The following is a 24159-nucleotide window of genomic DNA, read 5'->3' as shown; positions in this document are numbered from 1 at the left end:
TAGTTCGAATTCTCTTACGACCGCTTTAGGTCGATAGCTGCCATTTTTGATGGGAGGAAGTTTGAAAATTTTGACGTTAAAATGTGCTTAGTTAAATTAACCCCTGATGACTGAAATTGCATACTCAGTTTCAAATATTAATTCGATTACACAGCTCAGTGGTATATAAATAGAGAAATACTGACTAAAAAAACAAAAAAATCCGATGATTAAAGTCATCGGATTTTATCTTAGACTTTATTCAGCAAATTTATGCACCACACCTAACTTAAAGGTACGGCCTAAAGGATTATGTGTAAAAGGGTCATAGTTTAAATCTAAACGGGCAAAGGGTGGCTCTTCATCCGTTAAATTACTGATTGTGAAATTGACATTGGTTAGACCTTCATTAAAGCGATAGTTATAGCTTAAATCTAACTGTATCTGGCTATCAATGACTTTCCCTTTACTGTTAGCCGTAAACAACGCTTTGACGTGGTTAACTAGATCCGACTACCTCAGTTAAGACATAATAAGCTTAACTGGAGATAGATAATGACAGCACGTAAGAAATACTCAAAAGAATTTAAATTGGATGCCATCGCATTGGTGGTAGAGCAAAAATACAGTCGAGTCGAGGCCGCTAGGAATTTAGGCCTCAGTCCTCAGATACTCGGTCGTTGGCTCAAAGAGGCCGAAGACGATGATGGTCATGCTTTTCGAGGTAACGGCACCCTGACACCCGAACAAGCCGAAATCCGCAGCTTGAAGGGGCAAGTCAAGCGTCTCGAAATGGAGCGTGAAATATTAAAAAAAGCGACGGTCTTCTTTGCCAAAGAAACGAAGTGAAGTATTCGTTTATTACCCGATATAAGAAGACCTGGCCTGTGCGCTTAATGTGCAGGCTGCTCGGTGTACAAAGTAACAATTATTACAGTTATCAGAAGCGTCAAACGAATAAACCTGATGATCTAACGCATCAAGAGATGCTGGAATGGGTAAAGGATATCGCCAAGTTCAGCGATAATACCTATGGCGAACGACGCATTCAAAAAGTATTGAATGCGCTGAGCTTTCCTGTGAGTCGCAGGAAAACAGCCCAATTGATGAAAGAAGCAGGCGTGTGGGTGCGGTATAAAAAGAAATATAAAGCCACCACCAACAGTGACCATAAAAAGCCTATTTATGACAATGTACTTAAGCAAGACTTTGTAGCACAAAAGCCTGACCAAGCTTATGTGCAAGATATCACCTACGTTTGGACATCAGAAGGCTGGTTGTATTTAGCTGTGGTGATTGATTTATATTCACGCAAAGTCGTGGGTTGGAGTATGAGTTCAAGAATGAAGGCCAGTTTAGTCTGTGACGCATTAACCATGGCGATATGGCAACGACAACCGAAAGCAGGATTGATTGTGCATTCAGATCAAGGCGTACAGTACGCCAGCAAAGCTTATCGACGCCTTATAAAGACATATGGTTTTGTAGGGAGCATGAGTAAAAAAGGATGTTGCTGGGACAATGCTGTAGCAGAAAGTTTCTTTGGAAGCCTAAAACAAGAGCGGGTGCATTGGCGCAATTACTCAACACGATTTAGCGCCCAACAAGATATATTGAATTACATGACCATGTGGTACAACAGCCATAGACTTCATTCGTACTTGGATTACCAAAGTCCTAATGACTTTGAAAGAGAAAACAATGAATTACAAAAAGTAGCTTAACTAAGGTGGTCGTATTAGGTTGACCACGTCACTTCTCTCTCATCTTTATAATCACTGACGTAATAAGTGGCTAAGCTAACATTGTGATTGCCGAAATCGAAGCTATTGACCATAGTGGCTTTTAACTTTGGTATGGGACGATTAGAGTTAGTCGTATTCAGGTAACCCGCCGCATCAAAAGTATCAGACAAAGCATCCCCTGTGACTTCGTATTCAGATGTGTAAGTTCCATTGACGTTTAGGGTCCAGTAGTCAGTCACATTTAAGCGTAATTGCACGTCAACACCACTGGTTTTTACATCCGATCCGTTGATGATGTTAGTTTCAATACGTTCGACTGTTTTTGCGTCACCAGGTGTTGTCCATTGCACCTGAGCAATATAATCTGCATTACCTGCCACTGCAGCTGCTAATACCGCATTATAGTTTTCTACAATAATGGGATCACTTAAATCAAATGACCAAAAATCTATGGTGGTAAATAAACGGTCATCAAAAAATTCACCGATAATGCCAAAATTGAGTGCTACGGCAGATTCAGGCGCCAAGGCACCATTGCCTTGCGTATCCACTGCTTTAAACGCGGCAGGCGCCCCCACATAAGAAAGGGTGGTATTACTGCCTTCTAGTTGATTGAGTGTGGGTCCTCTAAATGTGGTACTCGCAGAGCCTCGTAATGAAAAGTTATCATTAAGGGTATATTGCGCTGATATTTTTGGGTCTACGGTAGAGCCTACATCACCGCCATAATTTTCATAACGTAATGCCACTTGCATATTTAGATCATCTGATACGGGTAAGGCCACTTCTCCAAATACGGCATAGATCCCTTGAGAAGAATCTTGGTTCAGCTCACCACTACGAAAGTGAAACACACCGGTAGGGTTGGCACAGTCTGTTGCGCCCATTACTGGACATGGGTTTATGGCTAAATTTCCAAGATCATTCACTTCATTGGTGAACGTTTCATGGCGATACTGTGCACCTACTGCAAACGCGGCAAGACCCCCGTCTAATTCAAAACCTAAGTCACCTGATACTAAACCATCAAGCACAAATAGCTCCGTTGCTTTTTGTGAGGTTCGTACTCCCGAAACGTAATCTAATACCTCTTGACTGTTAGCAAGTTCAGGTTTGAAGTTTGGGTTTGTCACACCGTTAGTAGCAGAGGTTTCAATACCATTAGAAAACGGGTTAAAGAACAAACAGCCATTTTCACCCGGTAAACCTGCATCCCTATCACAATTATCACCACCAAAACCTAATAAGGCATTCTTCAATGTCACTATTTGTGTATCGGGGTTACTTGCATAATCGAGTTTTGAGTTTGAATAAGCAAAGCCTGATTCCCAGTTATAGCCATTATCAAATGACCCTTCTAAGTCTGCTGCAATGCGATACGTTTTATACTTTAAGCCACCTTCACTAGAGGGACCTTCCACACCCACAGTTCGACCAATATATGCGACACGATCTAAGGTTGGATGGGGAGCACTAGCAAATTCAGGATTGCTCACTAATAAATCTTGCCATGCGGGATGATAAGTCGGTACATAACGATCTGAAAAATCGACTAGTTTTTGTGGAGGATAAGAAGGTGACCCATAAGTAGTGGGTACCTCAGTCTCTGAATACAACACTTCAACATGTAGATATACGTCATTTTCAAATTCGTGGCTTAATTCACTAAATGCTTTTAGATGAGTATCACCATCATTTAATGCTGAGAATGGCGTATATTGGAATTTACATAAACCCGCTACCGTACCGCCTAATAATTCACATCCAGGATCCATATAGTATTTCGGCTGTGAGCTATCGCTCAGCCAAGCCGCGTTAAATATTGACGGGGGATTACCGATTGATGACCAACCACCCTGAGGGTTAGTGGCATAATCTAATACCGCCCAATCTTTATCTTTTGTGAGTATGGTATTCGTTTTGTCATAGCTAACAGAGGTTACCCAGTGAGTATCATCATTCCCTAGACCCCAAATAAAACCTAAACCGTAATCGCCATCACTATCTTGTAAACTTTTATAATCCGCTTTAACTTCTAAACCTTCAAAGTCGCCTCGTGTTGCAAAGTTAACCACACCAGCCACTGCGTCAGAACCATATATGGCCGCAGCGCCTTCTTTTAACATGTCGATCCGTTTCACCGCCATAGAAGGAATATCTTGGGTGTTAACGTAAAGCATCTGTTGGTCGACTATAGGGTAAGGATTGAATGTGTGTCTTTTACCATTAATTAACACTAAGGTACGACCCGCTCCTAGCCCTCTTAAGTTGATATTAGACGTCCCTTCAGTGCCATTAGAGCCATACTGATTTGAATTACCTTGGATACCAGAGCTGATTGATAATTTCTGTGTCATTTCAACAATAGAGGGGGAACCAATCTTTTCTAGGTCTACTCTGCCAATAGTTTGTACTGGCGCTGAGGTTTCCATTGCAGTGCCTTTTAAATGAGAACCAATTACCCGAATTTTCTCAATTTGTTTTTCTCCAGCATCCTGACTTTCTTGAGCATAGACTGCACTGCTGCCCATTAATCCAAGCACCGCGCTAATCGCAATGTTGATGGAATTTCGTTTTAAATCTGTATGTCTCATGTGTTTCCTCTTTTTTGGCATTTTTTTATTATGTTTAAAATACTTTCGATTAACGGATGTTTGAAAACCCATTCGCACAACTAATGATTAGGTGGCTGTGCTAAATCTGCTGCAACGTTTTGGTTGTATCTAGAGCCAGATATTTGGTCAAAAAAAAGCATGAAATGACCTAATCCACAGGTTACTCATCCATATAAGCCACAACCCATTGTGATTTATTATCTTGACTTCATATTCCGCAAAAAACCTGCATTTACATATAAATTACAAATTTCAAACACAGTTAACAAATAAACACATCATTACAACAATTGGAAGGATACTAGTTCTGCCTAGCGGAATATTCAAGCTATTTTTGATGCATTAGTTCCATTGAATTTTCAGGACTTAGGTTAGTTAACATAATCCAAGGTAAAACAATGAGACCGAGCCAGATCAGCCAAGCGGCGAGTCTAGTGGGATTAATTAAAATTACGCCTTGATACCTTGCGAGTTTTCTGTTCCACTGTGCGGAATAGAATCCATATTGAATGAGGATTAAAATGATTCGAGACACAGAAATGTTGAATCAATTTCTAGACAGTATTTCAAAATTCGTTAGAGAGCGTTTAGTCCCTGCCGAAAATGAAGTGGCTGAAAACGATGCCATTCCAGATGATATCGTTCAAGAAATGAAAGATATGGGCTTGTTTGGTATGACAATCCCAGAAGAATATGGAGGCCTAGGTCTGACCATGGAAGAAGAAGTACTGGTGGCCATGGAGTTAGGCAGAACATCCCCTGCTTTTCGTTCACTGATTGGCACTAACAATGGTATCGGATCTGCCGCTATTGTATTTGACGGTACAGAAACACAAAAACAAACCTACTTACCTAAATATGCTTCAGGTGAGCTTATCGGCTCTTTTTGTTTAACCGAGCCAGATGTTGGCTCTGACGCCGCTGCAGTAAAAACGACCGCAGTAAAGAAAGGCGACGAATACATTATCAATGGCACTAAACGTTATATTACTAATGCGCCAAGAGCAGGCACCTTTACAGTGATGGCTAGAACAGACCCATCCATCAAAGGAGCCAAGGGTATATCTGCTTTTATAGTCGACGCTTCTACTCCTGGCATTTCACTTGGACCTAAAGATAAAAAAATGGGTCAACAGGGCTCGCATACCTGTGATGTGATTTTTGAGAATTGTCATGTTCCTGCCCACAGTATTATTGGGGGTGTTCCAGGTAAAGGCTTTATCACGTCAATGAAAGTATTAGATAGAGGTCGCCTACATATTTCAGCCTTGAGTGTAGGTATTGCCGAACGCCTCATTAACGATGCATTAAGGTACGCAATAGACAGAACCCAATTTGGTAAACCCATTGCAGAACACCAAATGATCCAAGTCATGTTAGCCGATAGTAAAGCCGAAGCTTACGCAGCAAAATGTATGGTTATTGATGCGGCAAGACAAAAAGACTTAGGCAATAAAATAACCACAGAGGCATCTTGCTGTAAATTATTTGCCACAGAAATGGTAGGCCGAGTTGCTGACAAAGCCGTACAAATACACGGTGGTGCTGGCTACATTTCAGACTACGCAGTAGAAAGACTTTATCGTGACGTCAGATTATTTAGATTGTACGAAGGTACAACCCAAATTCAACAAATGATAATCGCCAGAAATATGATTAAAGACATTCAATAGATTAAGTACATTTAATAAAGTAAGTATAAACAAAGGGTTTGCACAATGAATTTAAATTTCACCGCTGAAGAAAAAAACTTTCAACAAGAAGTGCAGCAGTTTTTACAACAAAAATTGCCAAAAGACATCGCTACAAAAACCAAAAAAGCCTTACATCTATCCAAAGATGAATATATTCAGTGGCAAAAAATTCTCCATAAACAAGGCTGGGCTGCAACCAATTGGCCAATCGAACATGGAGGAACCGGTTGGACACCCACCCAAAAATATATTTTTGCCAATGAATGTGCCAAAGCGGGTGGCCCCGATGTGATCCCATTTGGCTTAAAAATGGTGGCCCCTATTATTTATACTTTTGGTACACAAGAGCAAAAACAACGTTTTTTACCGGATATATTGGCCAGTAACGTATGGTGGTGTCAGGGATATTCAGAAACAGGAGCAGGTTCTGACCTTGCAGCCGTTAGAACAACTGCGGTGAAGGATGGCGATGAATATGTGGTTAACGGCACAAAAACATGGACCACGTTAGGACAATATGCCGACTGGATATTCTGCCTAGTGCGAACAGGTGAGCCCAGCGCTAAAAACCAAGAGGCGATCAGTTTCTTATTAATTAACATGCACAACCCTAAAATATCTGTATCACCGATTATTACCATCGATGGGCGACATGAGGTGAATGAAGTACATTTTGATGGTGTGCGGGTACCAGCAGAGAATCTTATCGGAGCAGAAGGCAAAGGCTGGACCTATGCCAAAGTATTGTTAACCCATGAGCGAACTGGTATCGCACGCGTGGCAATATCTAAAGATCGTCTAGTACAATTAAAAGAATTGGTTGAGACATCCCCAGACGGAGATAACAAATTAATTGACGACGCTATTTTTGCGCAAAAAATAGCGAATGTAGAAATTGATTTATTAGCACTAGAATATACCGAATTACGCACCCTCTCTGCTTTAAGTACAGGTCAAGCGCCAGGGCCAGAATCTTCAATCTTAAAAATTGTCGGCACCCAAATTATCCAAGCAATCGATGAGTTATATGTCGAAGCTGCCGGTTATTACTCCATGCCATTTGTTCCTGAGCAATTCCATGATGACTATGACGGACAACACATTGGCCCTGATATGGCGACTAACAGTTCATTACGCTACTTTAATAATCGAAAAACATCCATTTATGGTGGCAGTAACGAAATTCAAACTAACATCATCAGCAAAGCCGTTTTAGGCCTTTAGATTAGCATTAGGAGTTTATTATGGACTTTTCGTTAAGCAGCGAACAACAAATGATTCAAGATAGTGTATCGAGGTTTATCCTCAACGATTACGATTTTGATACCCGTCGCAAAATACTTGGATCAACAGCAGGTTATAGTCAAGAAAATTGGAGTGTATTTGCTGAGCTGGGCTGGTTAATGCTGCCCTTTACCGAAGAAGACGGCGGCTTAGGAGGGTCTATGGTCGACTTGGCACTGGTTATGGAAGAGTTTGGCAAAGGCATGGTAGTGGAACCTTTTATTGCCACTGCCGTTATGGCCGGTGGGTTAATTGCCTTAGCAGGCAATCAAGCACAAAAAGACGATTACTTACCCAAAATCATGGCAGGTGAATTACAAATGGCGTTTGCCTATGCAGAGCCACAAAGTCGTTATCGTTTAAACAACGTAAAATGTAGTGCGGTTAAAACCAATGATGAATTTTTTATTACAGGTGAAAAATCAGTAGTATTAAATGGCAATCATGCAGAGACATTAATCGTTGCGGCGCGCACTTCTGGTGAAACCAATGACAACAATGGCATCAGCTTATTTCTGGTTGATGCTCATCACCCAAGCGTTAAACGTGAAGGTTATGCGAATGTAGATGGTCACCAAGCTGCAGACATATGGTTTGATAACACCCCAACCCTTGGATTGTTAGGCGAGCAAGATAAGGCCTTACCTGCCATTGACAATATTATCGACAAAGCCACGTTAGCAGTCTGCGCCGAAGCCGTGGGTGCGATGCAAATTGCCCATGAGCGTACCTTAGAATATGCTAAAACACGTAAACAATTTGGTCGTACTATTGGTTCTTTTCAAGCACTTCAACACCGAATGGTGAATATGTTTATAGAACATCAACAAGCTAAATCTATCCTGTTAATGGCAGCATTAAAAATGGATAGTAATAATGGACGTGATGGCAAAGCATTATCAGCAGCGAAAAGTCGTATTGGTAAAGCGGCGAGTTTAGTAGGTCGCGAAGCCATACAAATTCACGGTGGTATAGGTATGACTGATGAACTTGATGTGGGTCATATATTCAAACGTTTGACCACTATTCAATTTTTGTTTGGCAGTACTGATATGCATACAACACGGTTTGCATCCTTGTAACAAATAATACTTCAAAAATTGTCTTTAACGGATGAAACTGTCCTGCAGCCCTATGGCCTAAACGCTTTAACAGCAATAGGAATATTCATTCGTTATGGACAAATTCAATCACGCTCAAGACAAGCTAAACAATTCAGCCGCATGTTATTCCTACTCTCTGTATCGAATGCCACTGAGGTGAATGCGGTGAATGCGGTGAATGCGGTGAATGCGGTGAATGTGGCCTGGTGGATATACAAACTAAAGAATACTCCCTCAACGCCTTTCACTGTTTAAGTTTATGCTGCCTAATTTTGTCTAAATCTCATATATTTTGAGTAAAACACGACAATATTTTAAGGGCATTAGACTCTGGCACTTATTAAGCATGCGTTTATGCCCTATAATTCAGCGCTCAAAATAGGGTGTGGTAGCTAACGGGCGATAAATTGAAAAAAGTAGATGTCATTGTATTAGGCGCCGGCGCCGCTGGCTTGTTTTGCGCAGCCCAAGCAGGAAAACGTGGCCGTAATGTGGTGGTACTCGACCACGCAAAACGTTTAGGGGGTAAGATCCTGATGTCTGGTGGAGGTCGCTGTAACTTCACTAACATGTACGCCAGTCATGAAAATTTTCTATGCGACAATCCACATTTCTGTAAGTCAGCATTAAGCCGTTATACCCAGTGGGACTTTATTGGTTTAGTGGCCGAATACGGCATTGCTTACCACGAAAAAACCCTAGGCCAATTATTCTGTGACGACAGCGCCAAAGATATCTTAAAGATGTTGTTATCCGAGTGCGATAAGTCAGGTGTCACTGTGACCAATCAGTGCGAAATACTGTCAATCAAAAAAACAGACTCAGGATATTTACTGGATACAGCAAAAGGTGAGTATCAATGTGAATCCCTCGTCATAGCCACAGGCGGCTTGTCTATGCCAAAACTCGGAGCCAGCCCTTTTGGATACAAAGTGGCAGAACAGTTTGGCTTACATGTTAAACCTACACGGGCAGGATTGGTGCCCTTCACTTTGCACGAACAAGATAAAAAAGTGTTAGCGGAGTTAAGTGGTATTTCCTTAGATGCGAACGCCAGTTGCAACAACACTAGCTTTAACGAAAGTATTCTATTTACACATCGCGGTTTAAGTGGCCCAGCAGTATTACAAATATCTTCATTCTGGGAGCCGGGCCAAGCAGTTGAATTCGACTTATTCCCTAATGGTGACCTATTAGCTGATTTACAACAAACGCTACAAAACCAGCCAGATGTACAACTCAGTACAGCACTGGCTAATCATTACCCGAAACGTTATGTACAAGCCGCGTTACCCTATTTAGGTATTGAAAATAAACCGCTTAAACAATACCAAGGCAAACAACTAGAACAAGCTGTCCAGGCCTTTCACCAATGGCGACTTAAACCCAATGGCACCGAAGGTTATCGCACAGCAGAAGTCACATTAGGCGGCGTAGACACCGATCAACTCTCATCTAAAACTATGATGGCGAAGGATGTTGAGGGATTATATTTTATTGGTGAGGTTGTCGATGTAACGGGTTGGTTAGGAGGGTATAACTTTCAGTGGGCTTGGAGCAGTGGTTGGGTCGCTGGGCAAGTGGTTTGATTCGTTATCTTATCCAACATACACTGTAGACACACTTATATATAAGAATATTGTAATGGCTGAGCAAGATATTCGCTGGTTACAACGATTGCAAAATTACGGTTTGGCATTATCCAGATTAACCTTTGCAGTCGAACTGGCTGCTACTTGTCCCTTATCTGACTTAGAAAAACAAGGGTTAATCCAAGCCTTTGAATTTACTTATGAATTAGCATGGAATGTGATTAAGGATTTTTATCAATATCAAGGGGAAGATACGCTTCAAGGTAGTCGTGATGCTTTTCATACAGCCTTTGGACGCGGCTTGATCGAAAACGGCGATATCTGGATGCAAATGATAAAAAGTCGACAACTAAGTACCCAAGCCTACAATCTTGAGATCGCAGAAGCAGTATTCAATGATGTATGCCAGCATTATTATCCTCAGTTTATCCAGTTGAAAAAGGCCTTAAACAAACAAGCTGAGAATATAAGCTTACTTGAGCATATTGAGCGAGTAAGCCAAGTCATCTACCAGCGACATTAATCTCGACTAAACAGAAAATTTATTGGGAATTTTTGATTTTAGTAGGCTGTATTGGCGTTTGCTTATGTACTAATATCTGAGTTGTTTTTGACTGTTACCCGACATGAATACAAACAGTAAATTTTATAATGCATTGATTTTATTATGTTTAATTTAAATTTCACTTATCATGGGTTGCTTGTTAAATTCAAAAGATCCTATAAAAAGGTAAAAAAGCCAGATCACCTTCATTCGCTCTCGGCGAAACAAAATTTAATTTTCTTTCCCTGAAAAGTAACCGCATTTTTTACCTTTTTATAGGCCGCAGTACATAGGAATGAAATCAAAAGCAGTGGCGAAGCCACCAAATAAAAGCATCTACTTTGACCTTGCAGGTCTAACATTCATTTTTCAACGAACCTGTCCCGCAGATATAAATGTAAGAAATTATATCTTATCAATTAAAATCAATATGTTACGATTTTAATTTAACTCTGACTCGGATATTATTCTGACTCGGATATTATTACTTATGTTATCTCTACAGGGTATTTAGCTAAAGACGTACCGACAACTATTACAACTAAGAAAGGCATTGCATGACACAACAATGCTGGATATTCTTTTACTGCTGCCTTACTTGGGACGAAAAAATAAGGATCATGCTGATCTATAAACCTATAAAAAGGTTTGAATACTGGTTTAAACCATACGTGAAAGTAGTAGCTCACAATTGTGATGACTTGTGCTTGAAGAAGCATTACAAACATTTCAAGACCTATCGCATCAATAAACAATCCTAGAGCGAGCCATTAATACAACGCGCGTAAAAACTTCTTTAGCACTCAATATTTCATTTCCTTTTTTTTTTTTTTTGCAACATAACGCTTAAGATAACCTGCAAAGCTCTCTTCAAAATTTTTTTAGATTTTCAATATAGTCAAAGGACCTAAACTAGACACCCAAAGTAATAAAGTACCCAATCGCAGCCTAATCAACAAGCATAAAGTGATGGGTATGTTCTGATTCCTTGGTTTTAAATTTCGAAATCTGAGCTTTTGGAGGATGTGGCGTGTTGAAAGCAACTAAATCATTCCTCCGGCTCAAATTTCAGGCAACGCCATTGAGCACAGATTGTGAAGGTAGCTTTGAATGTGTGTAAGGCTGAACTGTTCAGACGTGTTGAAGTAAGACTCTAGTCTTTGCCATCTCTCGTATACGTTGATGATCTTTGTGATGTTTGAATTGTTGCAGCATATGTTCACTGCCTACTGCTGTATGAAAGTGCTGTTCGAACTCTGTGGTGAGGGTCAACCATTGCTCTGAGTCGAGGACGAGGTGTGCTAAAATGGGGCTATGATGTATCAAGTTTCAAGTGAATAATAATAGTGACTAATTCATCAATGCATTAGATCACAAATCATTACTAAATGGTATAAGCAGTTTTAACCTCTAACATCCGTTACGGACCTTTTGGGAAAGCACCAGCCGATTTTGTGCTGCGTTCTCGCTACTTGAAAAAACAACACCTTTCCTTAGGAGCGACGACTTTTCCAAAACCGGCTGGTGCTTTCTGAGTGGGCAATTACTTATGGTAATTGGTATTATATTCCGGCAGAATACTGACTTTATATAAGGGGTATCCACTTAGCTCCACCTATGTCAATATGTAGTGGTGGCTATTTCATCAAATTCACTAAAATCAGGTAGAGATTATCCCGGAAATTGGACTCAGTTTTTACAATGGTTTCCGGATGATAATGCATGCCTTCAGTTTCTGGAGCACTTACGTTGGCCCTCTGGTTTTGTATGCCCACGTTGTCTCAAATTATCCAAACCTTATCACTTAACTCGCGGTCGAATGATGTGTTCTATATGTCGATATCAAGGCACGGTGACAGCAGGAACACTATTTGAAAAAAGCCGAACTCCCTTAACTAATTGGTTTGCCGCAGCTTGGTATATCACTAATGAAAAGCACGGAGTGAGTGCGTTAGGTCTGCAAAGGTTACTTGGGTTAGGTAGTTATCAAACTGCATGGACAATGTTACATCGTTACCGGCGGGCGATGGTCAACCCCAGTCGCGGAAAATTATCAGGTATTGTCGAAGTAGATGAAACCTACGTGGGTGGCGCTGATAAAGCCAAAACCCGTGCTCCTTGTGCCCAAAGTAAGAAATCAATTGTGGCGATAGCGGTTGAAATTAAAAAGCCCAAGGGATTTGGCAGAATAAGGTTAAAACGTATTGAAGCGGCAACGCAAGTTCAATTGCATTCGTTTATACAAGAAACGATAGAGCCCGGTTCAGTCGTCCAAACAGATGGTTCAAGTGCCTATCATAGAATTTATGAGCTTGGTTATGAGCGTAATAAGTTGGTTCAACTTGGGTCTAAAGAGCCTGCTCATGAGACGCTAGTCGGTGTGCATAGAGTCGCTTCACTATTGAAAAGATGGATATTAGGAACTCATCAAGGCTCAGTAGGGCATGAACATTTAGATAGTTATCTCGACGAATATGCCTTTCGTTTTAATCGTCGAGCATCTAATTCACGTGGTTTACTATTTTATAGATTGCTTGAACAAGCGGTGGTTACACCGCCCGTTAGTTATGAAAATATCAAAAAGCGCTAAACACAACATGTAGTGGGTAGTGGAGCTAACAGGATACCCCTTCTTTATATACAGTTATTTTGTCAGGTTTATTCTTTGCGCAAAATTATTCACATTGATATGGACTGTTATTACGCAGCCGTTGAAATGCGCGACAATCCAGAATATCGAAATGTGCCACTAGCCATAGGTGGCAGTTCTGACAGGCGTGGCGTGATATCTACCTGTAACTACCAAGCAAGAAAGTTTGGGGTGCGCTCAGCTATGGCCACAGCTCACGCCTTAAAGCTCTGCCCTGAGTTAGTGCTGGCACCCGGCAGAATGGCCTTATACAGTGAAATATCCCAACAAATACGTGAAATATTCAGCAGATACACCGACAAAATAGAACCGCTGTCATTAGACGAAGCCTATTTAGATGTATCTGATTGCGACTTATTCTCAGGCAGTGCCACATTAATCGCTGAAGACATCAGAAGAGTTATTTTTGAAGAGACCCAACTCACTGCCTCAGCTGGCGTGGCGCCATGTAAGTTTGTAGCCAAAATCGCCAGTGATGAAAATAAACCCAATGGTATTTGTGTGGTCACTCCTGAAAAATTAGACGATTTTGTGATTAGATTGCCCTTAGGTAAGATCCCCGGCGTGGGTAAGGTCACCTTAGCTAAGTTACACAGTATTGGGCTGTATAGCTGTGCTGACGTACGTCAGTTTCCCTTTGAAGACTTAATCAAACGTTTTGGGAAATTTGGTTCTGTTATTTGGGATAGGAGCCACGGCCTAGATGATCGAAACCTAAGTCTTGCAAGACAGCGCAAATCTGTCGGAGTAGAACGAACCTTGGCCGAAGACATTCGTACAGAAGAAGACTGTATAAAAATGATCGACAATCTATTTCCGTTATTGGAAAAACGTTTAGCCCAATCAGAAGCTAAAATTCAAAGTCAGGGCATAAAATTAAAATTCAGCGATTTTCAACAAACCACTGTTGATCATAGATCCCAACTATTAAACAAAGAATACTTTGTTACATTGTTAACTGAAGGACTTTCACGTCAAGCCAATAGGGGCATCAGATTGGTGGGATTACATGTTGCCTTAGCAGAAACTGATGACAGTAAACAATTAACGTTTTCGTTTTCACATACAGCAGATTAAAATCCTCAAAATCGGTACACTACACACAGATATTTCTGCCTCAAGTTAACAAGGAAGCGTATTAGTGCCAAGAATGCCCTCAAATGTCTGGCTATTAACTCTCATTCAAGCCCTAGCGATGAGCGCAGGCACTATGCTGGTATTAGCGGGTGGTGTGTTGGGTGCTCAGCTTACCCCTGATCCTAAATGGTCAACCTTGCCACTTGCCATGAGCATTGTAGGTACCGCTTGTGGTGTGGTGCCTATTACACGTTTGATGCAACACTTTGGTAGAAAGCCAGTATTTATTACAGCGACCATTTTGGGTGCCCTGGTGACGCTATTAGCCGCTGCGAGTATCGCCGACAACAGTTTTTGGGGATTGGTTATCTCTGCGTTTTTATTGGGTATAATGATGTCTGCAATTCAGCAAATTCGTTTTGCGGCTATGGAATCAGTCGCTGTTGAGTTGATACCTATGGCAGCTTCGACTGTGTTATTGGGTGGGTTAGTTGCGGCTATCCTAGGTCCAGAGTTAGTGACTTTTGGTCAACTGGTTACAGATCAAGCCTTTGTTGGCGGATTTTATTTAACAGCGGCCTTACTGTTACTATGCAGCTTACTGTTTACTCAAATTGAGAATACTCATGTTGTCACAGCAAAATCTGTGGATACTGGACGAGAATTAAATGTAATAGCACGGCAACCAATCTTTATACTTGCTGTTTCTGCCTCAGTGATAGGCTATGCCTTGATGAGCTTTATTATGACAGCCACACCTGTGCACATGCACGTCCATGAAGCTTATTCTTTGCAGGATACAAAGTGGGTGATCCAAAGCCATATTTTCGCGATGTTTTTCCCATCCTTATTCAGTGGTTGGTTGATCAGTAAATTAGGCACGTCGAAAATAATCTACTTGGGGTTATCTGCCTATGTAGCCACTATTTTGATCGCACTAACTGGCAGCGAGTGGTTGAATTATTGGAGCGCTTTGGTGTTATTAGGCATTGGCTGGAATTTTTTGTTTGTTGGGGGCACGGTTTTACTGGCACAAAGTTATCAGCCTACCGAAAGATTTAAAGTCCAAGGTCTCAATGAATTTTTGGTGTTTGGTTGTCAAGCGACAGCAGCGTTAAGTGCAGGCGTATTTCTCAACCTCATTAATTGGCGCGGTTTATTGCTTGCTAGCTTTGTTATCATAGGGCTTCAATTGATCGTCATTACATGGCAGCAGATCAGGCAAAAAAAGTCTGTAGCTCAACAATAGAAACCCTTAACAACGAGGAACAAATATGGCATTAGAAATTGGGCGTTACCGTCATTACAAAGGAAATGAATACGAAGTAATTGGTGTAGCTAAACATTCAGAGGATGAAACTGAATTGGTGGTTTATCGGCCTCTATACGGTGAAAGAGCTCTATGGGTGCGACCCTTGAGTATGTTCATCGAAACTGTAAAAGTTAATGGCGAAACAATACCCAGGTTTAAGTATATTGGATGATAAATTAGGTTAACTAGTGGAACAGGATATTATTTAAAAAGGATAACTATCTGAGCTCTCATTTTATCTTTAAACTGTTTCGCACTTATCTTTAGCCCATAATACTTTATCCCATCATCCCCTTTGCAAAGTGACCTTTCGCATCATAAGCACAAAGGTACTGTGACTTTTGACCAGCAAGCTACAATTAAAATCATACTATGCAAAAAACAAAACTGTAGTGGTCCACAATACCGCAGCTAACAAGGCCGCGTAAGATGCAGGCACTATCTGCGATTTCACGTGATCCATTAAGTCGCAGCCTGTGGTCATAGAACTCAAAATAGTGGTGTCTGAGATAGGTGAACATTGGTCACCATATACGCTACCATTCAAAATAGTAGCGAAACACACCATCATAAACAGTTCCGGGTTGTCTAAACCTTGGCTTTGAGCAATAGTCCAAGCCAAAGGCAAACCTAAGGGGAAAGCAATGGCGTAAGTGCCCCAGCTGGTACCGGTTGAAAAAGCGATAAGCATGGTCATAATTTGTAATATCACCGGCAAAGCCCAAAAAGGAATATGTTCGCCTAAAGATTCAACCAAATAAATGCCACCGCCCAACTGCTTACTAAGTACACCTATAGTTAAAGCAAACATTAATATGACCGATGCTACCACCACACCTTTTAAACCATTACCAAAACCATCCAATACATGTTTGAGTGACATGCCTTTTGCCAACGCTATAAAAATAGATAGAAACAATGCTCCTGAAAACGCCCAGTGAATTTGTGGTGATCCCGTCACAAAAAAAGAACCGATAGCGATAATAATCAAGCTCACTAAAGGCAAGATAAACTCTATCCGATGGGCTGTATATCCCTCAGGAACCTGGCTTTCATGTAATTCTTTAGCACTAATAGGAGAAGCGTCAGGTGCGTCTAATTCACCTGTTTCGGTCACACGTTTGATTGCTTTTTTCAGGGGTGAACCACTAAAGGTCGTGATATTGAGGCTTAATAACAACGTCCCCAAAACAGCAAGTATTGCGTAGAAACTAAAAGGAATACTGGCAAAAAAGAACGCTATTCTGTCACTTTCTGTGGCCAAAAATCCGACACCGGGAATAAACAAAAAGGCTTGTATATAGGCAGGCCACGCATTAAATGCAATGATTGACGCAATAGGAGACGCAGTAGAATCGACCACATAACTGAGTTCTTCGTGACTGACCCCAGCCTTGTCTGCGATGGGTTTAACCGTTGTGCCTACCAATACCGTACTCATAGTCCCCCCTTGAAAAAACACTAAGCCTAAAAACCAAGTGACAACCTTGGCTGAACGAGGTCCTTTTACATAATGTTGACTCATATGGTCGGCAAAGGCCTTTGCTGCACCTGTTTTTGCCCACATGCCCATTAACCCTCCGAGCAGCCATAAATATAAAATCAAAATGGATGCTGCACTTGATGTGCCAATATTCGGAATAAAGACTTCATGCGTGATATCAAATCGTCCTAACATCACCGCGCCAATTACGATCCCGCTAAATAGCGCAACCAAGGGCTCACGAGTCATTAAGCACAAGACTACGGCGACTAAAGCCGGCAATAAGGACCAAATACCAAAATGAAAGTCGGCTTTGAGTAAGACCACCTTATCCCTGTTATTTTTATACACCCATTGCTGTGAGAGGGCGGGTTTACTTTGTTGGTTATTCAGAATTGATTGTCTTAAAGGTGACTCGTTATAAGGCACAGGGTTATTTATCAAGTTCTCTTGGCCGCTCGTGCGGTAAGCCAATTGTCCCAATTCATTGCTATAGGTTTGATATTGCAATTGAGTTTCAACCCAAGTCGGGCTGACTTTGAAGTTAATGTACAACGCAGTTACCAGACTGAGCACAAAGAAAATAAAACTAATACGTTTTGTAAATTGAAACATGCAGGGTATCTTAACAGTCTTGTATATTTCATAGTTTGTCGTCAGTTGCAGCAAACGTCTAGGATTTACTTAATTTTAATCAAGGGACAACATTTATGCGCTCAAAATTTTTTTTAGTGACTGCCATTACAGCTATTTTTTCAACCAGTTCGAGTTTTGCACAAGACAGGTGGGATAAAGTCGAAGTCACCAGCCAAGCTGTGAGTGGATCAGTACATATGTTAGAGGGTATGGGTGGCAATATTGGTGTATCAGCTGGCCCTGAAGGTATCTTAATCATTGATGACCAATATGCGCCACTAGCCGAAAAAATAGCGACGGCCATTGGTGATATTTCAAATTCACAGATTAAATATGTTGTGAACACTCACTACCACGGTGATCACACTGGTTCTAATGCTTACTTTAAAGAAATTAAAGGTAGTACCATTTTTGCACATGACAATGTGCGTAAACGTTTAGCCGATAAAGAAGAACATACACACGCCGAGTTACCTGTGGTTACTTTTCAACAAGGGATCACGTTTCATTTTAATGGCGACACCATCAAAGTAATGTACTTACCAGCAGGTCACACTGACAGTGATAGCGTAGTATGGTTTGAAGAAGCCAATGTTTTACACCCAGGAGATTTATTCTTTGAAGGGCGTTTTCCGTACATTGATTTGGATGGTGGTGGCACGGTTGCAGGTTATATTAAGAATGTGACTACACTGATTGGTATGCTGAAAGACGACACCAAAATTATCCCAGGGCACGGTAAATTGGCCACTAAAGCCGATTATCAAAAAGCCTTGGATATGCTTGTTGATACTGCTGCCAAGGTAAAAAGCATGAAAGCCAAAGGCATAAGTGTTGAAGATGCAGTGAAGCAAGGTCTAGGTGAGAAATACACAGCCTGGTCATGGAATTTTATCACTGAAGAAAAGTGGATCACCACTTTGTATACTGGACAGTAACCAGAAAGATTAAACCAATGACACTCACGGACCCGACAGAACAACAGTATTTACAGGTAAAAGATTGGTTTAGCAATCATCATGAAATCCATACATGGGGAGGGCCAAATATGACCTACCCCATGTCTAACGAAAACGTTCTTAAATGTCTAACAGCCGATCATCTCAAGTCATTTGGTTTGCTAAACGGTAAGCAACAACTTGTCGCATTTGGTCAATACTATAGGCGTTTAGACCATCATCATCTTGGTCGACTGGCCGTTAATCCTAAACACCGCGGTCAAGGATTGGCCAAAATATTAATCACCATCATACTTGAGCAAGCTTTTTTGGCACAACCCGCCAAAGGAGCCTCCTTATTTGTGTTCAGAGATAATATTGTGGCCTACCAGTGTTATCAATCACTGGGCTTTATTGAAACGGATTATCCCGAACAGCCCTTCCAAGGAAATATGCAAAATTGTGCGTATATGAGAAAGGCTAATATCCTCTAGCCATAATTTTCTGAGTTCTTAGTTCTTAGTACTTGGTACTTGGTTCTTGGTACTACATTTACACTAAGGTGTTTTTGTAAAACGCTTCTCACCCGCGATCCATGTTTCAAGCACTTGAGTTTTCCAAATGTTCTGAGCCGGTATGCTAAAGATATCCTGATCCACCAAAATGAAGTCGGCCCATTTCCCTTCGGTTAAACCACCTAAAATATTTTCTTGGTGAGCGGCATAAGCCGCATCTAAAGTAAAGCCACGGAAGGCTTGTTTGACTGTCACCGCTTCGCTTGGTATCCAACCTTTGTTTGGCGAATTATTGCGATCTTGTCTGGTGACTGCGGCGTGTAAACCAAAAAATGGGTTGGAGAGTTCTACTGGGAAATCAGAACCAAAAGCCACCGGGGATCCCTGTTTCAAGAAGGCTTGCCATGCGTAAGCCCCTTTAAGTCTGTCGGCCCCTACCCTGTCTTCAGCCATATTCATATCACTGGTAGCGTGTGTGGGTTGCATGGCAGGAATAATATTGAGCGTTTTAAATCGAGGAATATCGTCCACATTTATGACTTGAGCATGTTCAACACGGTTACGTAGTGATTTGCCTCCAATCCGTTTAAAGCTATCAGCAAACTGATCTAGGGCTAAGCGATTGGCTTTATCACCAATCGCATGAAAGTTGAGTTGAAAGCCATTGCCTAATACCAAATCAAATAACGGTTTCAAATCTTGTTCCCGGGTAACCAACAAACCGCTGTTATCTGGATCGTCAGAATATGGCTGCAACAAGGCTGCACCTCTACTGCCTAATGCTCCATCACCATATAGTTTAACACTCCTGACTGATAACCAATCGTTCTGGTCTTGCACATGTCCTTTTTCTAATAATTGATTTAACTGGGCGGAGGTAGCCGCAATCATGGGATAAATTCGCATAGGTAATGAGTGTTCTGCTACACGTTTTTGGTAGTAGTCGTAGACCGCGACATCAATACCTGCGTCATGGACACTAGTGATACCTTCAGAAAGAAGATGTTTGCCTGCGGCGTTCAACTGGGCAGTTAAAATGGCTTCAGAAGTTTTAGGTAGGTACTTGAGGAGTAAACTTTCAGCGTTATCAATTAATATCCCTGTAGGATTGCCTTTTTTATCTCGTACAATTTTGCCCCCCGGCGGGTCCAGTGTATCTCTGGTAATACCGGCGATTTCTAGGGCTTTACTATTAACCCAGCTCGCATGACCATCCACTCGCGACAACATCACAGGTTTATCATTGACATATTCATCTAACAAATTAGCAGTGGGATACGCTTTGCCTGGCCAAAGTACTTGATTCCAACCACGTCCAGTTATCCACGCTAAACCTTGCTGGCTGTTGGCATAAGCTTGTACCATTTTTGCAGCATCTAAAGCGGATTGACTCTCTCGCAAATCGACTTGTAATAATGTTTCACCTAGTCCCATCACATGTCCATGGGCGTCGATGAGTCCTGGTAACAACACCTTATTTTGACCATCGATGAAGGTTGCATTGGGATAGCTTTGGCGAAGCTCTTGAGCACCAATTGCCACCACTTTTCCTCCATCAAACACTATGTTTGAAAAGCGAATAAGCTCCCCAGCATTATTGAGAGTGTACCCTTTTACATTACCAATATGGCTAGGTGCAGCAAGTACCGTAGAACTGATAAACAACAAACAGGCAATAAATATTATTTTCACAAGTGATCTCATCTAAAAGTTTTACTTAATTTGCCCTAGATTTTTAGTTGATGCAATACTTGTATATTGATGAGTGTTTCTAAATGTGCTGCGTCACAGTTTGGATGTGAAAAAGAAATTTTGTGGCAATCGCCTTACACTTTGTATCAAAAAGCTTATAGTTTTTTAATAAACAGTATCTAGTGACAATCTAATAGAGCGTTAACCAAGGTGACCGAACCACTGTATCGGCTTAACAATTCCCCTTGATCATTCACTAGAACCGCTTGGTTTATACCACTTTTAAGATCGTATGCTGGCGCAATTGATTGCGTAATCTACCACTAAATTCTATATGCGCTGGCTTTTTACCCCAGTTGTTTAAGTCAATAAAATGGATGTTTTTCTTATTTAATTACACTCTTAACTGGTCAATTTCGCTATTAAAATACTTATAAGCTGAGCGTTCTAAAGAATACACAATAGTGCAGTTGGCTTGAGTAAAGACCCTTTCTTGAGCAAAACTTGTGTGGGGTATTAACGCCAATAGACTTAATATTATGCTTGCTGAATAGATCCGCAATGTATTGTTTACTCCCAAATTTTTTTCATAAGAATGATGACACAGATGACGATAATAAATGAGTTATCGCAGCTTTTAGTTTTTAAATCAACAAACTAGGAATTTGTTGTAAGTGATCGTCTTGCCATATTTGGCGCATTTTTTGTTGATCAATATTGCCACCAGATAACATCACTAATACCTTTTGCTCACTTGTCTGTGATTTAAGCCACGCAACCACTGCTCCCATACTCATTGCACAAGTAGGCTCAACATGTATTTTAAGTAAGTGTTGAAGCCATTGAGTCCAATATGCAATGGTGGTTTCATCTACCTCATAAAAACCATCTAAGGCCTGCAAATGTGGAAAGGTCTTTTCACCCACTTGCAGTGTTGCCGCACCATCTGCCAACGTATTAGGCTGCTCTGTTAAAGATTGAATAACACCCGTACGCAGAGATTCTGCTGCATCATTTGCCACCAAGGGTTCCGCGCCTATAACACTTGCCTTAGGCAGCAAAGCTCTGGTGCTTAACAAAGAACCCGACACCAATCCACCACCGCCCACTGGTGCGAACACACTATTCACTTCACCCGTTTGCCCAATGGCCTCAAGTGCAGCGGTACCTTGGCCGGCTATAATATCGTTATGATTGAAGGGGGGCATCCATAATACGCCTGATTTACTCGCCGCCTCGGCGACCTTTTCATCCGCTTCTTTGCGTGTCGCACTTAAGTCAAGTGACGCGCCGTAATACTTGGTTGCCGCTGCTTTTACTTTAGATAAGTTCTGTGCACTATAAATTGTGGCTTTAACACCCAATATTTTAGCGGCATAAGCCACGGCTTGTGCGTGATTACCCGAACTACTGGCAACCACTTGATTACCAAGTCGCCCTTCCTCTTTGGCTTTTAACATCATATTCAGTGCGCCACGCAATTTAAAGGCCCCTGTTTTCTGAAAACACTCTGCTTTAAAAAACAACTTGTGCCCTAGCCAGCTATTTAATAACTGAGACTCAAGCACTGGCGTTTTATTGATAAAAGGACTGATACGTTTTTCGGCAGTTTGCACATCGGCAAAAGTCACACTAGACATAAATTTATAATCACCTTCATCAGGGCACCTAAAGATTTGGGATGGTAGCCTGTAGTTGCTATTTTCGCATCAACAATTATGCTGATCACTCACTAAATATTTGAAGGAACAAAAAATGGGATTACTCGATGCATTACTTGGCAACGCGTCTGAAATTGATATCAGTGAAGTGGTAGAAGAATTAGCACCCATTATCGGTGATACAGAGAGCATACAACGGGTTTTTAAAGTTGTACGAGATATGTATGTATTCACTAATAAACGTCTTATCCTGATTGATAAACAAGGTATGACTGGCCGTAAGGTCGACTATCATTCTATCCCCTACCGCGCCATTACCCAATTTAAAATCGAAACGGCCGGACACTTTGATTTAGACGCAGAACTCAAAATCTGGATATCTGGGCAAGACAATCCCATTGAAAAAGAACTCAAGAAAGATACCGTTGTAGGGATTCAAAAAACGTTGGCTACTCATATGTTTGCTTAAGGGCAATAGCTTGTTATCAGTTTCTTATCGGCAAAGTCCATATTTTAGATGCATCCTCTAAGCACCTTTCTGAATTACTTCAGCTATAAACTTAAGCGATACCCTAATTGAAAGTATATCCCCAGGCTCTACATGGTTAAAAATTATCGTTGGAGCGTTTGTGCTAATCCTCTTTATTACGATGGGGATCAGTTTATTTAAGACTATGAAATTCCAAGGGGAAGTAATAAACAAGGTATGACGGGCCGAAAAGTCGATTATCATTCGATTCCCTACCGCGCCATCACCCAATTTAAAATCGAAACCGCTGGGCATTTCGATTTAGATGCAAAACTAAAAATTTGGGTATCTGGGCAAAACAATCCAATAGAAAAGAACTGAAAAAAGATACCGTTTTTGACATTCAAATTCTTTTTAGCTTTTACTACTATCTACTTTGCTCTCTCCTTTAGTAATTAGGATAAGATGCATTATTATTTTAAGGGCATGTCCCTTTAACCGCATTGTAGGGATTTCTTACCTACAGGTAAAATTGCAGGTAACAGATGTTAAAAGCGGCTTTAGTTTTAGGTGCCACAGGTTTAGTTGGTAAAACATTGGTCGAGCAGCTCTGCAGAGACCACCGATATCAAACCGTCACGTGTTTGGTTCGTAAACCATTATCAAAAGATTTTTTTGCCGGAAATACCGATAAGGTAGAGCCTATAGTTGTCGATTTTGAAAACTTAGAGGATTACCAAGGTTACTTCGGTTGTCAGCATATTTACGTGTGTTTAGGCACCACAATCAAAAAATCCGGAAGCAAGAGTGCATTTCGAAAAGTAGACTTTGAATATGTACATGTCGCAGCGCAACTCGCCAGAGCACAACGTGCCGTTAGCTTTGTTTGGATTTCCTCAGTGGGTGCTAACGCTAAAAGTCACAATTTTTACTTACGGGTAAAAGGTGAATTAGAAAATGCCATTTTGGGTATGTCGGGTTTGCATAATGCTGCTGCGGTCAGACCCTCATTGTTATTAGGTGAGCGAGAAGATATGAGGCCTGCCGAAAAATTTGCCGGTATATTAGGTCCATTTTTGTCTCCGCTGTTGATAGGTAGTTTAAGCAAATACAAACCTGTCCAGGCTGCTGATGTGGCGGCTCAGATGATCCGCCTACAGGTATTCTAAA

At 41.2% G+C, this 24159-nt stretch carries 21 protein-coding genes and 1 pseudogene; 16 read left to right on the top strand and 6 right to left on the bottom strand.

Annotated features, from left to right (window positions below):
* Positions 1–237: 237 nt before the first annotated feature.
* Positions 238–465, bottom strand: a complete 228-nt coding sequence (locus CXF95_RS17835) for a TonB-dependent receptor (protein WP_101199923.1) — start codon at positions 463–465, stop codon at positions 238–240.
* Between the two features lie 69 nt (positions 466–534).
* Here CXF95_RS17835 and CXF95_RS17830 point away from each other — a divergent pair.
* Positions 535–1703, top strand: a protein-coding gene (locus CXF95_RS17830; protein ID WP_101198285.1) for an IS3 family transposase whose coding sequence is annotated in 2 segments (ribosomal slippage) — positions 535–781 and positions 781–1703 — 1170 coding nt in all. Because the reading frame shifts where the segments join, the coding sequence is not laid out codon by codon here.
* Between the two features lie 14 nt (positions 1704–1717).
* On the opposite strand, the gene CXF95_RS17825 is transcribed toward CXF95_RS17830, so the two are convergent.
* Complete coding sequence (locus CXF95_RS17825; RefSeq protein WP_232787905.1) at positions 1718–4318, bottom strand: TonB-dependent siderophore receptor; 2601 nt, start codon at positions 4316–4318, stop codon at positions 1718–1720.
* A 542-nt stretch (positions 4319–4860) separates the two neighbouring features.
* Here CXF95_RS17825 and CXF95_RS17820 point away from each other — a divergent pair.
* The 6 genes from CXF95_RS17820 to CXF95_RS17800 all read left to right on the top strand — a co-directional run bounded on the left by CXF95_RS17820 (position 4861) and on the right by CXF95_RS17800 (position 10535).
* Positions 4861–6012: an acyl-CoA dehydrogenase family protein gene (locus CXF95_RS17820; protein ID WP_101199922.1), complete on the top strand. Its 1152-nt coding sequence runs from the start codon at positions 4861–4863 to the stop codon at positions 6010–6012.
* A gap of 45 nt (positions 6013–6057) precedes the next feature.
* Positions 6058–7257 (top strand): acyl-CoA dehydrogenase family protein, encoded by a 1200-nt coding sequence (locus tag CXF95_RS17815; RefSeq protein ID WP_101199921.1) that lies wholly within the window; start codon positions 6058–6060, stop codon positions 7255–7257.
* Between the two features lie 20 nt (positions 7258–7277).
* Complete coding sequence (locus tag CXF95_RS17810; protein WP_101199920.1) at positions 7278–8399, top strand: acyl-CoA dehydrogenase family protein; 1122 nt, start codon at positions 7278–7280, stop codon at positions 8397–8399.
* Between the two features lie 18 nt (positions 8400–8417).
* Complete coding sequence (locus CXF95_RS29640; protein WP_157828174.1) at positions 8418–8675, top strand: hypothetical protein; 258 nt, start codon at positions 8418–8420, stop codon at positions 8673–8675.
* Positions 8676–8827: 152 nt separating this feature from the next.
* Positions 8828–10009 (top strand): NAD(P)/FAD-dependent oxidoreductase, encoded by a 1182-nt coding sequence (locus tag CXF95_RS17805; protein ID WP_101199919.1) that lies wholly within the window; start codon positions 8828–8830, stop codon positions 10007–10009.
* Between the two features lie 55 nt (positions 10010–10064).
* A complete protein-coding gene (locus CXF95_RS17800; protein ID WP_101199918.1) occupies positions 10065–10535 on the top strand; it encodes a nucleotidyltransferase substrate binding protein in 471 nt (156 codons plus the stop codon).
* A gap of 509 nt (positions 10536–11044) precedes the next feature.
* On the opposite strand, the gene CXF95_RS17795 is transcribed toward CXF95_RS17800, so the two are convergent.
* Positions 11045–11311: a hypothetical protein gene (locus tag CXF95_RS17795; RefSeq protein ID WP_157828173.1), complete on the bottom strand. Its 267-nt coding sequence runs from the start codon at positions 11309–11311 to the stop codon at positions 11045–11047.
* An 878-nt stretch (positions 11312–12189) separates the two neighbouring features.
* Between CXF95_RS17795 and CXF95_RS17785 the strand changes: the two genes are divergently transcribed.
* From CXF95_RS17785 to CXF95_RS17770, 4 genes are all read left to right on the top strand, one after another.
* On the top strand, positions 12190–13146 hold the full coding sequence (locus CXF95_RS17785) for an IS1595 family transposase (protein ID WP_198556578.1): 957 nt from the start codon (positions 12190–12192) through the stop codon (positions 13144–13146).
* A 75-nt stretch (positions 13147–13221) separates the two neighbouring features.
* Entirely contained in the window at positions 13222–14283 is a 1062-nt protein-coding gene (gene dinB / locus CXF95_RS17780) for a DNA polymerase IV (RefSeq protein ID WP_101199915.1), read from the top strand.
* Positions 14284–14356: 73 nt separating this feature from the next.
* Positions 14357–15532: an MFS transporter gene (locus CXF95_RS17775; protein ID WP_369809319.1), complete on the top strand. Its 1176-nt coding sequence runs from the start codon at positions 14357–14359 to the stop codon at positions 15530–15532.
* Positions 15533–15557: 25 nt separating this feature from the next.
* Positions 15558–15767, top strand: coding sequence for a DUF1653 domain-containing protein (locus tag CXF95_RS17770; RefSeq protein WP_101199913.1), 210 nt, complete (start codon positions 15558–15560; stop codon positions 15765–15767).
* 198 nt (positions 15768–15965) lie between these two features.
* Here CXF95_RS17770 and CXF95_RS17765 read toward each other — a convergent pair whose 3' ends face one another.
* On the bottom strand, positions 15966–17693 hold the full coding sequence (locus tag CXF95_RS17765) for a Na+/H+ antiporter NhaC family protein (RefSeq protein ID WP_101199912.1): 1728 nt from the start codon (positions 17691–17693) through the stop codon (positions 15966–15968).
* A 95-nt stretch (positions 17694–17788) separates the two neighbouring features.
* Between CXF95_RS17765 and CXF95_RS17760 the strand changes: the two genes are divergently transcribed.
* The gene (locus tag CXF95_RS17760; protein WP_101199911.1) at positions 17789–18652 is read left to right on the top strand and encodes an MBL fold metallo-hydrolase; all 864 of its coding nucleotides are present in this window, start codon (positions 17789–17791) and stop codon (positions 18650–18652) included.
* A gap of 17 nt (positions 18653–18669) precedes the next feature.
* Positions 18670–19146 (top strand): GNAT family N-acetyltransferase, encoded by a 477-nt coding sequence (locus CXF95_RS17755; protein WP_101199910.1) that lies wholly within the window; start codon positions 18670–18672, stop codon positions 19144–19146.
* Positions 19147–19209: 63 nt separating this feature from the next.
* On the opposite strand, the gene CXF95_RS17750 is transcribed toward CXF95_RS17755, so the two are convergent.
* Together CXF95_RS17750 and CXF95_RS17740 are read right to left on the bottom strand one after the other, a co-directional pair.
* Positions 19210–20859: an amidohydrolase gene (locus tag CXF95_RS17750; RefSeq protein ID WP_101200111.1), complete on the bottom strand. Its 1650-nt coding sequence runs from the start codon at positions 20857–20859 to the stop codon at positions 19210–19212.
* Between the two features lie 644 nt (positions 20860–21503).
* Positions 21504–22499: a serine/threonine dehydratase gene (locus tag CXF95_RS17740; RefSeq protein WP_101199909.1), complete on the bottom strand. Its 996-nt coding sequence runs from the start codon at positions 22497–22499 to the stop codon at positions 21504–21506.
* Between the two features lie 115 nt (positions 22500–22614).
* Between CXF95_RS17740 and CXF95_RS17735 the strand changes: the two genes are divergently transcribed.
* The 3 genes and pseudogenes from CXF95_RS17735 to CXF95_RS17725 all read left to right on the top strand — a co-directional run bounded on the left by CXF95_RS17735 (position 22615) and on the right by CXF95_RS17725 (position 24158).
* Positions 22615–22989 carry a PH domain-containing protein gene (locus CXF95_RS17735; protein WP_101199908.1) on the top strand — a complete coding sequence of 125 codons (375 nt, stop codon included), beginning with the start codon at positions 22615–22617 and terminating at the stop codon, positions 22987–22989.
* Between the two features lie 225 nt (positions 22990–23214).
* Positions 23215–23441, top strand: a pseudogene (locus tag CXF95_RS17730) (PH domain-containing protein); the annotation flags it as partial.
* A gap of 93 nt (positions 23442–23534) precedes the next feature.
* On the top strand, positions 23535–24158 hold the full coding sequence (locus CXF95_RS17725; RefSeq protein WP_101199907.1) for an NAD(P)H-binding protein: 624 nt from the start codon (positions 23535–23537) through the stop codon (positions 24156–24158).
* Position 24159: the final 1 nt, after the last annotated feature.

The sequence above is a fragment of the Paraglaciecola sp. MB-3u-78 genome, from assembly GCF_002835935.1.
GTDB lineage: Bacteria > Pseudomonadota > Gammaproteobacteria > Enterobacterales > Alteromonadaceae > Paraglaciecola.
The sequence above is the reverse complement of the archived record's forward strand: the minus strand, read 5'-3'. Positions and strand labels throughout refer to the sequence as shown.